This is a genomic window from Nostoc sp. (assembly GCF_036917095.1).
In the GTDB taxonomy this organism is placed as follows: Bacteria; Cyanobacteriota; Cyanobacteriia; order Cyanobacteriales; family Nostocaceae; genus Nostoc.
On sequence record NZ_JBALFH010000044.1, the window covers coordinates 877,016 to 890,064 of the forward strand.

General features: G+C 42.6%; 11 protein-coding genes. 7 read left to right on the forward strand and 4 right to left on the reverse strand.

What is annotated here, in order from left to right; translation table 11 throughout:
* Positions 1-93: 93 nt before the first annotated feature.
* Complete coding sequence (locus V7L01_RS28310; protein WP_335040749.1) at positions 94-1,866, forward strand: ribonuclease J; 1,773 nt, start codon at positions 94-96, stop codon at positions 1,864-1,866.
* 179 nt (positions 1,867-2,045) lie between these two features.
* Here V7L01_RS28310 and V7L01_RS28315 read toward each other — a convergent pair whose 3' ends face one another.
* On the reverse strand, positions 2,046-2,672 hold the full coding sequence (locus tag V7L01_RS28315) for a hypothetical protein (RefSeq protein WP_335040752.1): 627 nt from the start codon (positions 2,670-2,672) through the stop codon (positions 2,046-2,048).
* A 518-nt stretch (positions 2,673-3,190) separates the two neighbouring features.
* Here V7L01_RS28315 and V7L01_RS28320 point away from each other — a divergent pair.
* A complete protein-coding gene (locus V7L01_RS28320) occupies positions 3,191-3,568 on the forward strand; it encodes a Mo-dependent nitrogenase C-terminal domain-containing protein (protein WP_335040754.1) in 378 nt (125 codons plus the stop codon).
* A 111-nt stretch (positions 3,569-3,679) separates the two neighbouring features.
* On the opposite strand, the gene V7L01_RS28325 is transcribed toward V7L01_RS28320, so the two are convergent.
* Complete coding sequence (locus V7L01_RS28325; protein WP_335040756.1) at positions 3,680-5,554, reverse strand: caspase family protein; 1,875 nt, start codon at positions 5,552-5,554, stop codon at positions 3,680-3,682.
* 199 nt (positions 5,555-5,753) lie between these two features.
* On the opposite strand from V7L01_RS28325, the gene V7L01_RS28330 reads away from it, so the two are divergent.
* The 3 genes from V7L01_RS28330 to V7L01_RS28340 all read left to right on the forward strand — a co-directional run bounded on the left by V7L01_RS28330 (position 5,754) and on the right by V7L01_RS28340 (position 7,575).
* A complete protein-coding gene (locus tag V7L01_RS28330; protein WP_335040758.1) occupies positions 5,754-6,245 on the forward strand; it encodes a hypothetical protein in 492 nt (163 codons plus the stop codon).
* Positions 6,246-6,497: 252 nt separating this feature from the next.
* Entirely contained in the window at positions 6,498-6,671 is a 174-nt protein-coding gene (gene rpmF, locus V7L01_RS28335) for a 50S ribosomal protein L32 (RefSeq protein ID WP_012407602.1), read from the forward strand.
* A gap of 298 nt (positions 6,672-6,969) precedes the next feature.
* A complete protein-coding gene (locus tag V7L01_RS28340; protein ID WP_335040761.1) occupies positions 6,970-7,575 on the forward strand; it encodes a sulfite oxidase-like oxidoreductase in 606 nt (201 codons plus the stop codon).
* Between the two features lie 60 nt (positions 7,576-7,635).
* On the opposite strand, the gene V7L01_RS28345 is transcribed toward V7L01_RS28340, so the two are convergent.
* Both V7L01_RS28345 and V7L01_RS28350 read right to left on the reverse strand, forming a co-directional pair.
* Positions 7,636-9,018, reverse strand: a complete 1,383-nt coding sequence (locus tag V7L01_RS28345; RefSeq protein WP_335040763.1) for an aldehyde dehydrogenase — start codon at positions 9,016-9,018, stop codon at positions 7,636-7,638.
* Positions 9,019-9,211: 193 nt separating this feature from the next.
* A complete protein-coding gene (locus V7L01_RS28350) occupies positions 9,212-10,357 on the reverse strand; it encodes a hybrid sensor histidine kinase/response regulator (protein WP_335040765.1) in 1,146 nt (381 codons plus the stop codon).
* Between the two features lie 184 nt (positions 10,358-10,541).
* Here V7L01_RS28350 and V7L01_RS28355 point away from each other — a divergent pair, with 184 nt between their 5' ends.
* On the forward strand, positions 10,542-10,886 hold the full coding sequence (locus V7L01_RS28355) for a CU044_2847 family protein (RefSeq protein WP_335040767.1): 345 nt from the start codon (positions 10,542-10,544) through the stop codon (positions 10,884-10,886).
* Between the two features lie 9 nt (positions 10,887-10,895).
* Positions 10,896-13,046 carry an AAA-like domain-containing protein gene (locus V7L01_RS28360; RefSeq protein WP_335040770.1) on the forward strand — a complete coding sequence of 717 codons (2,151 nt, stop codon included), beginning with the start codon at positions 10,896-10,898 and terminating at the stop codon, positions 13,044-13,046.
* Positions 13,047-13,049: the final 3 nt, after the last annotated feature.

The window sequence follows — 13,049 nt, forward strand, 5'->3', positions numbered from 1 at the left end:
TTGGGACTGAATTAAGAGACAAATGATGTTGTCTTAAATACATGTTCGTTAACTATCAACTAAATTAACCACAAGTAACAATCTAAGGAGAAAATGGCTAAAAACGAAGCTAACAATTCCGCCTTGAAAATTATTCCTTTGGGCGGTTTGCATGAAATTGGCAAAAATACCTGTCTTTTTGAGTATGACGATGAAATTATCCTGTTAGATGCAGGATTGGCTTTTCCCACAGAGGCAATGCATGGAGTAAATATTGTTCTGCCAGATACGACCTATCTGCGGGAAAATCGCCACAAAATTAAAGGGATGATCGTTACTCATGGTCATGAAGACCATATTGGCGGGATTGCTTTCCATCTCAAGCAATTTGATATCCCCGTGATTTATGGGCCCAGACTAGCAATGGCAATGCTAGAGGGTAAATTAGAAGAAGCAGGAGTCCGCGATCGCACAGAAATTAGAACTGTTCTACCACGTGATGTGGTGCGGATTGGCAAAAACTTTTTAGTGGAATATATCCGTAACACCCACTCCATCGCTGATAGTTTTACTGTTGCCATTCATACTCCCCTTGGTGTAGTCATTCACACAGGGGATTTTAAAATTGACCATACCCCAGTGGATGGTGAAAAGTTTGACTTGCAACGCCTAGCAGAACATGGTGAAAAAGGCGTCCTTTGCTTGCTGAGTGATTCCACTAACTCAGAAGTGCCAGGATTTACACCTTCGGAACGTTCAGTTTATCCCAATCTGGAGAGAGTATTTAGTCAAGCACCTGGGCGATTATTTGTCACTACCTTTGCTTCTAGCGTGCATCGCATCAACATGATTTTGGATATTGCGAAGAAGCAGAATCGTGTAGTGACAGTTGTGGGGCGTTCCATGCTGAACTTGATTGCTCATGCCCGCAATTTAGGTTACATCAAATGTGAAGATAATCTGCTGCAACCATTGCACGCAGTTCGTAATCTTCCTGATGAAAGAGTATTAATTTTAACTACAGGTTCTCAGGGTGAATTGATGGCAGCAATGACCCGTATTGCCAACAAAGAACATCCCCACATCAAAATCCGCCAAGGAGATACGGTAGTCTTCTCTGCTAACCCAATTCCTGGAAATACGATCGCTGTAGTCAACACAATTGATAAGTTGATGATTCAAGGGGCGAAAGTGGTCTATGGTCGCGATAAAGGGATTCACGTTTCCGGTCACGGCTGTCAGGAAGAACAAAAGCTGATGATTGCCTTAACTCGACCCAAGTTCTTTGTGCCATTTCACGGCGAACATCGGATGCTAGTGAAGCACGCAGAAACCGCTCAGAGTATGGGTATTCCCGCAGAAAATATGATCGTTATTCAGAATGGTGATATTGTCGAACTGACTGAAGATGCTATTCGCGTCGCTGGTAAAGTGCCATCTGGTATCGAATTGGTGGATACTACTAGTTCGGGTATGGTAAGTGCCAAAGTGCTGCAAGAACGGCAACGCATGGCTTCAGAAGGCATTATCACGATCGCAGCTGCCATTGATTGGAATGGTAAACTGTTGGCGAAACCAGAAACTCACCTCCGGGGTGTAGTGACAAGTGTAGAGCGATCGCTGTTACAAACCTGGGTAAAACAACGCATTGAAGAAATCCTCACTGTGCGCTGGACAGAATTTGCTCCTGAGCAAGGTGAAGCAGCAGATATAGACTGGGGTGGATTGCAAGGAACTTTAGAACGAGAATTGCAACGTTCCATCCGTCGGGAATTGCAATGTCAGCCATCTGTGACTTTGTTGATGCAAATTCCTGATGAGCCACCTGTGAAAGTTGCCGATGGCAGAAGGCGACGGACTCGGACTGCTGCTCAGGTAGCATCATAGAGAATTTAAGTTAAAAATCTCATACAGAGAGAAGTTTGAGCAGTGGCTTTCAACGCTCAAATTTCGATTGGCGCACAGACACAGAATTTTTCTGAACGTCTTTGCGCTTTCTTTTATTATGAGTATAGAAATTATCTATAGTTATTGGAGGCGATCTAACTTGTTAGGTTGCTGTCCCCTTAAGCAACTCCAACCAATATCTCCTCATTTTTCTCGGCTGCTGAAAGATACAAATCTCTCCAATGCTCAAAGTGGTCAAGACACCATCCTTCCCAACTTTCATCTCTTGCAAACAGTGTTTCAGGATCGATCTGTCGCAAAATGCTGGCTCCTTCACTGACTAGCTCACGGGATATAAGTCCCAATGACTCCTCTGTTGACAACAGAGTTGGAGCAAGAGTTTGATCTCCAAACATGAGCTTTTCAACAATCTCATCGGCATTCGCAACCTTTCTTCTCGATAGCTCCTGCGACAAACGTTTCTCGATCTCAAAAGATGATTTTTCTAGTGATGCTGTTCTATCTTCAATCCCTGGATATGCTTGACGAGTAAGCCTTAACTCAGACCGCAATTCAGCAATTACCCAATCTGCTTCTAGCTCAGATCCAAAAATCTCTTGGTGTGTTTCGATAAAATCTTCAAGGATTTCATTAATCTCTTCAGGATCAATCTCAAAAAAGCGGAAAATGCCGCAACCATGAGGGAAAAGATAAGCTACAAGGATGCTGAGTGCCTTTTCACATTGAAGGCGTGCGTACAGTGTACTGGAAGGAGGAATTGCCCTGTAAAGTACAGAAACACCCATAAGCAAGTTCATCTGATGTTAACGCTTCAGACTATATCACTCTCAAATTGCCACTGCCAAACAGTTTTGTGAAATGCAATCGATTCTACTCGATCAAAAATCACTACTTCTACGCTATTCAGCCAGCGATGAGCAGGACACCCTTACGTGAGAAAGTGGGAACACGGAGAGGAAAAATGCCTTCTAGAGTATTACTGATGTTTATACTTAGCAAAAATTCTTTCAGAAAGACCTTATATTAAGTTCTGTAAATGTTACACTAAAACCTATCCAATGATGGATGTCTTTATTAAAATTTAAACTGTGTCAAGTTATGAACAAGATCGTAATATTACACTACCGATCCCCAGAAAATTGCGATTAACTTGACGTAGTAATAAATTAAGTTCTGACTTAAGTGGCTAATCAGGTATTACATTATATCGCAGTCAGAACGCGATTCTTCCGGGAAACTTCGTTGCCACGTTGTATATATTCATCAAAAAGATGAATAGCCTCAATAACACAGAGGGTTAACCATGAAGGTATTCGACAATACCACCAAAAAGATTTTTCTGGCTAGCTGGGTATCAATCAATCAAGCAGAAACTACTGATCATAAAGCAACCCAGCTAAACCATTCTGTTTCCAAGCCTTACTGGGATATTCTCCAACCCTTACGGCAACGAGTAGAAAACATTCAAATCCGCGATCGCCAACTAGCTCACCGTTTGTGCAAACTGATTCCATCTCAGTGCCCCTTTGAGCGCGATGTCAAATTATTTGGCAAGACCTTGTTTCACATCCCGCCCATGTGCAAGCTCAACCCCTTATATGAAGAAGTGGTTGGTTTGCGTTTCCGAGCGTTGTGCTATCTAGCCGACGAGTGTGGCGAAGATGTATCGCAGTACTGCTAATACTGAGATATAAGCATTGAGGTAAAAGTTATGAGTCAGGAGTAACAGGTCGGGGATCAATAATATAACTCCTAACTCCTAACTCCTAACTATTCTTTTATTATTTTTTTACTATTTCTTTTGCCATTTTTGGATGGCATCCTGAGCATCTTCGTAAGCGCCTGTTTCCTCTGGCACTAAAGCTGCGGTCGCAATTGCGGCATTAAGTTCTCCTTCGGCGGCGCGACGCTTGGCCAGGTCTAAGATTTTCTCACTCCAGTTATTGATGGATTTTTGGGCAGTATCGAAGCCTGGTTGTCCTGGTGGTACTTTCTTGGCAACTTCGATCGCCCGATTGTAGGTAGATGCCTGTCCAGACTTAATTAAGCCATTAGCTGCATCTAAAAGGGTTTTGTTACTGACATACTGCTTGCCTTCTAACCGCCACAGGTTAATTGCTGCTTGTGCTTTGGCATAGGGAGCTTCATCTTTAGCAATTAACCGAGCGGCAGCAATAGCGCTGGCATACTGTCTTTGTTTAGCACGACCTTCTGCTAAATCTAAAATCATCCGACTCCAAATCTTAATATTCTCCTGAGCTTGTTCGTACAGTGGTTCGCCGGGTTGAATTTTCCGGGCTGTAGCGATCGCCATGCTCAAATCGCTAGCCTGAGTTTGTCTGAGCGACATTTTCGCTAGGTCTAATACTGCTTGATTCCGCTTTTTCGACTCGGAACTAGAGACTATTTGGGTACTAGATTGGTTATTGAATCTAACTGGTGAAGTGCGATCGTTTGGTAAATTCTGGATAACCTTGGGGTTGCTAGCAGCAGCATTAGGTAATGTGCTTGATATTTGCTTAATTCTAAAAGTTTCTTGATTACGCAGAAAAACTACGGCCATTAAACCTGCTACCAATAGGCTGCCTCCGCCCCATAAGATAAATTGTTTCCAAAAAGGGATGCTTGGCTGATTCGATGGCAATCGAGAGACGTAACCTTTGGAGGAATTGGGGATAAATCTTCCTTTGGTATTCACTCCCAAGGAAGTTTCTGGCATTGGCTGCGATAAACTGCCAGCCGATTCTTGGACTTGTTGCCCCTTGGAATTCTCGGTATTGTGAGCCTTCACCTGTTGGGAATTCACATTAGGTTCTCCCCATCTACCCCGATCTGCTGAAGTTCTAGGGTAATCATCGAGGGAAGGAGCTGCAAGTGCAATAGCAAAAGATTCCTCCGGATAAATCACCGATTCTGCTTGAAAGGTATTTTCCATTGCCAATTTTGGCAAAATTACTTGCTGCCTTGATGGAACGATCGTGGCAGGATTTTGGACAGGACGCCAGTGGTGGTGACATAATTTTGGCATGAGCAAGCTTAGGTAGCTTTCTAAATCTGCCAAGTTGTTGCCATTGCCAGAACGCAAAGCTTCTAACAAAGTTGCTGTAAAGAATCCGTGACCTAATTCGCTACTTTCATGGGAAAATTGCTCTGGTTGGCAAGAAAGAATTGTCGCAAGTTGTAGTTCTTGGGCTAATTCTATTGTTTCTTCACCAACGGGAGCATCCGCTTGGGTGCCAAAAGCGCGGTTGATATCGAGTAGTAGCAATACATTCAGGTCAGCAAGTTGCAGACTTTGCATTAGCGATCGCAATTCTATGCCAGTCTCTTGCACGAGTTCGGGATTGCCCTCTACTGGCATTAAGTAATCTTTGCCCTTGTAGTTGACCCCATAACCGCTAAAGAAGAACCACAGATAGTCTTCTGGTTGCCAACTTGTTGCTGCCAAATCCTCAAGCAGCAGCAAAATATTCTCTTTAGTCGGATACGTCGATGTACCCCCAATCGGTGGCGAAGTATCTGTCATTAACAAACAGTGTTTGGGGACAAAACCTGCATCTGTCGCCAAAAAATCTTCTAGTGCCTCAGCATCTGCTTGGGCACAACTTAAAGGTTGAAATAACTGATATTGATTGATGCCAATCGCGATCGCCCAGTAATTTGCCATCCCGCTCTTTGTCAGTTATTGTTTGCTGGTCTTAAAATTGCGGTTGGCTTTGCCAAAAAAACAAAGCTAACCTATGTTTTATAGTCTAGGTGATTCTGTTTGAATCTTAAGTTAGAATGTAATTTTTATTACGTTATTTGCCCGGAAAATACTTCCACATAATTTCAATAACAGATCGTTATTAAGGAGATAGAAGGTCATGAGCAAGATTTATGCTCACCTACCATCATCGATCGCTCCCTTCTCAGTTATTAGCCAAATTGCCAGAAGAATCCGGATAGTTCCTTTAGTAGTTTTACTCATATCTACCGTTCCTGCGTGGTTTTTGACGGAAGCGATCGCACCTCAGGTTGTGCGAGCTTACACCGCTAGAGTCGATCTAGCTATTGACCGCCTGCCAGATGAAAACTACGAAACCGTTCTCCGGAGAGCGGAAGCGGTCGCAAGGGCAGCTGCTCAAAGGAGTTTCGACCAAGATATCTTGGTGACAGATGTTTCCATCATTGTGTCCGTACAAAATTATGGAGCGATCGCACCAGTCCTGACATTAGATGTCAGTCGTCCTCAATGGCGATCGCGCCCGGATGCTCAAAATTGGGCAACTTACTTCAAAACTGCGCGATCGCTACTTTTCTTTGAAAATAGCTCTAATCCAGTTCCAGCAGCTAGCAGTGTGCCAACCAAAAAATGATCGGTTGAGCTAGACACACAGAGAATCCGAGCCAAGGCTTCCTTAGCTTGGACTTCTCCCAACACAGACACTGCGCCAAACTTGCTTTAAGAGTAGGGGTACGGGAAACGCAAAAAAGATGACTCTTAAAATTGCCTCTGTCCCCGCGTCAGTCTTAACCCAACTTACTTAATTCCTGACAGAACTGTTGTCCTTGGCGTCAGTGGATGGCCTAGAATAAGAAGGTTGTCAAGAATCGCGATATCTGCTGACATGGCTGTTCCTAAGAAGAAAACTTCCAAATCAAAACGAGATAAACGTCGAGCTACCTGGAGACACAAAGCTGTCGTCGAAGCTCAGAAAGCCCTCTCTCTGGGCAAGTCGATTTTGACTGGACGTTCTACATTTGTATATCCAACTGCTGAAGAAGAGGAAGAAGAATCATAATTTCCCAGTCAGGAAAAGCATGAACAGCACCGATAAATTTGATTGTTAAAGTTACCAATCAAACTTATTACCACTGGATAAACGCTTTTTATTAGCTTTCCTGATTGCATTATGAATCATAGATACTCTACACAAGCTCATTAGATCGAAAAAAATTGGTAGTGAGTAATTGGGAATATCCATTACCCATTACCTATCATTCATGAGTAACGATATTAAAGAGTAAGACATCTGGTGCTGTTGACAACTCAGCAAAAAAGCTTGTAAATACCTTGAGAAAACTTATTTTTCTCCAACTATGCTAGGAAAATTTTTTCAGAAACCAGGGAAAGAAGAGGGGGAACGCGTCCCTCCTGGTCAACACTTAGCTAAGGGTTTCCCCGTATTAACTTACGGTGCAACTCCCCAAGTCAGCACTGAGGAATGGGAGTTTAGAGTTTGGGGTTTGGCAAAAACTGCTACCTTTAGTTGGTCAGACTTTATGGCGCTACCTCAACACGAATTCACAGCGGACTTCCACTGTGTAACGCGTTGGTCTAAACTGGATGTCAAATGGACTGGCATTAAAGTGACAGATTTCATGGGTCTGATTGAGCTAGACCCGAAAGTAGCCCACGTTATGGAACACTGCTATGGCGGCTACACCACCAATATTTCTGTAGAAGATTTTCTGCGCGAAGAAAACTTCTTTGCTTTTAAAGTCTTTGGTGAAGACCTTCCAGCTGAACATGGTGGCCCAATGCGGCTAGTTGTGCCCCACCTCTACGCTTGGAAAAGTGCTAAGTGGATTAATGGTTTAGAGTTTTTAGCTGGTGAAGAACTTGGTTTTTGGGAGCGTAATGGTTACCACCGCCGTGGTGAACCTTGGGCTGAGGAGCGTTACAGCAACGCTTTTGGGATTTAATAGTTATGGGTTAGGAGTTCTAGATTTTTATTCCTCACTCCTCACTCATAACTTTTAGTTTTAACCCAGAAGTTTCTTTATTAAAGGCAATTTGCCTTTATAGGGAGCGTATCGCCATTTTAAATCGAGCCAGAAAGAGTTTTGCAATACACTTTTGTTATGGGAAAAGGTGTCAAAACTGGCTTTGCCGTGATAGTTGCCAATACCGCTATCCCCTACCCCACCAAATGGTAAAGACGAAACCCCAAACTGCATTACTGTATCGTTGATACAAACTCCACCAGATGAAGTGTCCTGCAAAACTCGCTTTTGTAGATTTTTGTTTTGAGAAAATAAGTATAACGCTAAGGGTTTAGGTTTAGAGTTAACCAACGCGATCGCTTCTGCAATGTCAGTATATTCAATAACGGGTAGAATAGGGCCAAAAATTTCTTCCTGCATTACAGGATCTTCCAAAGAGACATTCTCAATCACTGTGGGGGCGATATAACGTTCTGATGGTTGAGTTTTTCCACCAATCATAACTTCACCATCTTTGAGAAAGTTAACCAACCGCTCAAAGTGTTTTTCACTAATAATCCTGGCATAATCAGGACTATTTGCTGGATTATCGCCATAAAATTCTTTTAGGCATTTTTCCACCCCATCTATTAAATCTTTTTTGATTTTTTTGTTAACTAAAAGATAGTCAGGGGCAACACATGTTTGTCCAGCATTAATAAATTTACCCCAAGTAATTCGTCTAACAGTGTGTTCGAGATTAATGTCACTATCTACGATACAAGGACTTTTACCACCCAATTCTAAAGTCACTGGTGTGAGATATTTTGCCGCTGCTGCCATAATGATTTTGCCGACGGCTGTACCACCAGTAAAAAAGATATGGTCAAACTTTTCTGCAAGTAGTTTTTGACTCGCTTCAACGTCTCCTTCTACTACTGCAATATAAGCTGGATCAAAATGTTTAGCAACAATTTCAGCGACGATCCGGGAGGTATGAGAAGCAATTTCTGAAGGTTTGATAATTGCACAATTACCGGCTGCGATCGCACCTACTAGAGGTGAGATAATTAACTGAAATGGATAGTTCCAAGGGCCAATAATTAACACAACCCCTAACGGTTCTGGATAAATTCGGGCTGAGTAGGAAAAAAAATCAAAGGAAACGGCTGCTTTTTTGGGCTTACTCCAGTTTTGAAGATGTTTGATAGCGTAATCAATTTCCTTAATTACGCTTATTTCTGCAAGGTAAGCCTCCAATTCTGGTTTATGTAAATCTGCTTGTAATGCCTCGACTATTGACTGTTGATGCTCAATGATTGCTTGCTTGAGTTTTTTAAGTTGTTCAATGCGAAAAGTTACATCTTTAGTTTTGCCAGTTTGAAAAAACTCTCGCTGATTCTGGAGAAGATTGCCAACGTTAGATAATTCTGTGGTAATCATTATTTTGTCCGATCAAAAACTATTTATGTAATGCCAATGCTGTTATAGCAGCATATTAGATTAGTCAACTTTTAGTGTTTGATTTTCTAATTGAAATATTTGCTTTAAATTATCGGTAGATAGTACTAATTATAAATTATGAATTGTCAGGTTAAAAAACTCTACAATTCATAATTTATAATTACTAATTTTTTCATGTTTTGATTGGTAGAAGCACCATAAATACACTACCTTTGCCCAACTCGGAATTAAGGAGAATAGTGCCTTGATGTGCCTCGACAATTCGGCGAGCAAGGTATAGTCCTAAGCCACTACCAGAAGTTTTGTGGCTACCTTGGCGAAATCGTTCAAAGATGGTGGTTTGTTCTGCCGGAGGAATACCTGGGCCAGTATCCGCTATTTCAATTTTAATGTAGTCAACGGAATTAGATTTTCCAGAGAACTGAGATTGACTAATTTTGTCAAACTGGCGTTGACAAGTAAAACGAATAGTAACAGACCCAGAGTCGGTAAATTTGATCGCATTCCCTATCAGGTTAGTGAACAGACGATGTAATTCTAAGCGATCGCCCATCACTGTGTTTGTGCTTGACTCCTCAGTAAAGTCTAGATTAATGGACAGTGCTTTGTCTTGAGCTAGAGGTGCTAATTCTCCAGTCACCTCTTGTAGCAATTGGCCCAGATTGACTGGTTGAAATGCCAGAGTTTTGCGACCTGCTTCAAAGCGATAAACTTCCAATAAGGTATTCACCATAGAAAGCAGGTTGATATTGCTACGGGCCATGATGGCGATTACTTCCTGCATTTGCGGTGATAATGTTCCCAAGGCACCTTGCTGAAATAGCATCAACATGCGATCGGCAGCTACCAAGGGAGTGCGTAAATCGTGGGTGAGGCGGGAGACAAAATCTTCTCGCTGGCGGGCAATTTCATCACGTTCATCCATACTATGCTTCAAACGCAGGAGCGATCGCACTCGTGCCAGCAATTCATCTACTGTTACAGGTTTGCGGATAAAATCATCAGCACCCAAGTCTAAACCGTGGGCGACGTTGGGCGCATCGTGGGCAGTGATTAGCAGTATGGGGATATATTGTGGCAATTTCATCTCTCCACGAATGTGCTTGGTGACTTCGTACCCATCCATATCTGGCATCATCAGATCCAACAGAACCAAGTCACAAGGAGAAGCTTTCAATTCTGCTAAGGCTGAAATCCCATTTTCTGCGGTGCTAATGGTGTAACCTTCTTCCTCCAAAATAGTTTTGATTAAAAACACGTTATCAGGAGAGTCATCAACAACCAGAATTTTGTCAGAGTGAGAAGATTGTGAAGTCATATAGATGCAAGGTATGGGATAAAAGTAAATTTTTAGGGAAACTGGTTTATTGGTATAGTTTTACTAGATATTATGCTTAGATATACTTTCTCCAAAAAAATTGTTTATCTAAAAATTTATACAAATTGACTTTCAAAACAACTTTACTTACCTTTTTTAGATATAGCCACAAGCTAATTAAATTATGGCTCGTAAGCTTCTAGAACTGAATACAGAGGATGGCGGGACGATTTTGGTAGCAGTTGAGCTACCAGATGCATCAGTAGGTCGTGTATCGCCCACTGGTGATTTACCTATAGAAAGAGTAGAGGCTAATTTCGATGCAGTGAAGGAATTGATTGTTCGCGGGTGTCGGCCAATTACTAAGGCGTTTCGTACCTTGCAGCAAGAATCGCAACCTGTAAGCGGAGAAGTTGAGTTTGGCGTGAATTTTACCGCCAAAGGCTCTGTTTATGTGGTCGAATCCACTGGGCAAGCATCACTGAAGGTGAAAATAACCTGGAAACTGGCATCAGAAGAAAACAAGTAATAAATTTTCATGAATTGGGAATTAGTTAAAGCTTGTACCGTAGCGATCGCTACCCCAGAAGGTTACATCCAAGGCACGGGCTTTTTTATCTCACCCAATGGATATTTACTCACCTGCGCCCATGTAGTTGAGTCGGCAGGGGGTTGGGAAAAAGTGCGAGTCAATGGGCAAGGGGTTGAGTTGGTTTATTTAGGCGATCGCACCCGTGATGATTTCGCCATATTGCAATTATCCGGTTATCAAGGTGCTTCAGTTCCCTTAGCTGTTAATTTTCAGCCGATGGATCGATTTCTGTCTATTGGCTATGGGCGAACGGATTTTCCTCAAGGTGCTTCGATTGATGGCACGATCACTGATATGAATCCCCAATCTGAATTTAGCAACTTACCAATGTTGCGGTTGCGAGTCAAGGCGAATTCGCAACAAGTGCAAGGGGGTTATAGTGGTTCGCCCCTATTTGATGCGGAAACTCAACGAGTTATTGGCATAATTGCCGCTTATGACAATACAGAAGGCGCATTGGCTCTACCTCTGGCTACGGTGCAGCAAAAATGCTCAAATTTTTCAATATTTCTGGATATTAATCAGAACGTGCCACTTTTGCCACCAAATAGCGACAGCGCCAAAGTTTTTATTAGCTATCGCAGTCAAGATCCAGACTTGAGCCTTGCCCAGTATTTTTATGAAGCAATCAAAGCTGCTGGACATGAAGTATTTATGGCGGGTGAGAGTATTCGCCTGGGGGAAAACTGGCCTCAGCGCATCGATACAGAATTAGAACGGTGTGATTACTTTCTTCTGCTGTTATCTCCACAATCAGCAACCAGTGAGATGGTTACAGAAGAAGTAAGAAGGGCAAAGCAGTTACAAGATTTGCGTCCTGAACATAAACCAGTAATTTTGCCCATTCGTGTCAATTTTCCCTTAAGTTCACCACTAAATTATGATTTACGGGGTTATTTAAGTCAGATTCAGCAGCGACAGTGGAAATCGCCTGCTGATACTCCCAGGATTTTGCAAGAAATTTTGTCATTGTTGACCGAAGATGGTGGAAGCAGCGCAAATCGTCCCGCTATAGAGGAATTACCAACTGTAGCACCTGCTTGGAAAACTCAGGAAAGTCCGCCTCTACCAGTTGCAGAACCAGAATTGCCAGAAGGACAAGTAGATTTAGTTTCGGAATTTTATATTGAGCGTCCTCCCATAGAATCTCGCTGCTACGAGGCAATTTTGAAGCCAGGATCTTTGATTCGGATCAAAGCGCCCCGGCAGATGGGTAAAACCTCACTCATGGCGCGGATTCTTCATCACGCTTCACAAGAAGATTATCTAACCGTGCCTTTGAGCTTTCAATTGGCAGATGGAAAGGTTTTTGCAGATTTGGATAAGTTCCTTCAGTGGTTTTGTGCCAGTGTAGGACGGAGGTTGAGGCTACCCAACAAGTTAGCAGATAACTGGGACGATATTTTTGGCAGTAAGGACAATTGCACCGCTTATTTCGAGGAGTATCTTTTGCCAGAAATCAACCAGCCCCTAGCATTGGGATTGGATGAAGTTGATCGGATATTTCAACATCCCGAAATTGCCGCAGACTTTTTTGGGCTGTTACGTGCTTGGCATGAAGATGCTAAAAACCGGGATATTTGGAAAAAACTGCGGTTGGTAGTAGTGCATTCCACAGAAGTTTATATTCCAATGAATATCAATCAATCGCCGTTTAATGTAGGCTTGCCGATTGAGTTACCAGAGTTTAACGCCCAACAGGTTCTTGATTTGGCACGAAGGCATGGACTCAATTGGAGTTTTACCCAAGTTGAACAACTAATGGCAATGGTGGGAGGACATCCCTATCTTGTACGAGTGGCACTTTATAACATTGCCAGACAGGATACTACGCTCAATCTGCTTTTGCAAACAGCCCCCACAGAAGCTGGCCCTTATAGCGACCATTTACGTCGGCATTTGTGGAATTTAGAACAGCGTCCAGAATTAGCTGCTGCTATCAAAAAGGTAGTTGGCAATAGTAGCCCAGTTCGGTTGGATTCGATACAATGCTTTAAATTAATCAGCATGGGCTTATTACAACAACAAGGAAATGATGTAACGCCACGTTGTGATTTGTATCGTCAATATTTTTGCGATCGCTTGAGAGTTAGCTGATGA

What these genes read in the sequence shown, in the direction of transcription:
- V7L01_RS28310 (WP_335040749.1), top strand. Translation starts at nt 94, where the DNA reads ATGGCTAAAAACGAAGCTAACAATTCCGCCTTGAAAATTATTCCTTTG.
- V7L01_RS28315 (WP_335040752.1), bottom strand. Translation starts at nt 2,672, where the DNA reads ATGGGTGTTTCTGTACTTTACAGGGCAATTCCTCCTTCCAGTACACTG.
- V7L01_RS28320 (WP_335040754.1), top strand. Translation starts at nt 3,191, where the DNA reads ATGAAGGTATTCGACAATACCACCAAAAAGATTTTTCTGGCTAGCTGG.
- V7L01_RS28325 (WP_335040756.1), bottom strand. Translation starts at nt 5,554, where the DNA reads ATGGCAAATTACTGGGCGATCGCGATTGGCATCAATCAATATCAGTTA.
- V7L01_RS28330 (WP_335040758.1), top strand. Translation starts at nt 5,754, where the DNA reads ATGAGCAAGATTTATGCTCACCTACCATCATCGATCGCTCCCTTCTCA.
- rpmF (WP_012407602.1), top strand. Translation starts at nt 6,498, where the DNA reads ATGGCTGTTCCTAAGAAGAAAACTTCCAAATCAAAACGAGATAAACGT.
- V7L01_RS28340 (WP_335040761.1), top strand. Translation starts at nt 6,970, where the DNA reads ATGCTAGGAAAATTTTTTCAGAAACCAGGGAAAGAAGAGGGGGAACGC.
- V7L01_RS28345 (WP_335040763.1), bottom strand. Translation starts at nt 9,018, where the DNA reads ATGATTACCACAGAATTATCTAACGTTGGCAATCTTCTCCAGAATCAG.
- V7L01_RS28350 (WP_335040765.1), bottom strand. Translation starts at nt 10,357, where the DNA reads ATGACTTCACAATCTTCTCACTCTGACAAAATTCTGGTTGTTGATGAC.
- V7L01_RS28355 (WP_335040767.1), top strand. Translation starts at nt 10,542, where the DNA reads ATGGCTCGTAAGCTTCTAGAACTGAATACAGAGGATGGCGGGACGATT.
- V7L01_RS28360 (WP_335040770.1), top strand. Translation starts at nt 10,896, where the DNA reads ATGAATTGGGAATTAGTTAAAGCTTGTACCGTAGCGATCGCTACCCCA.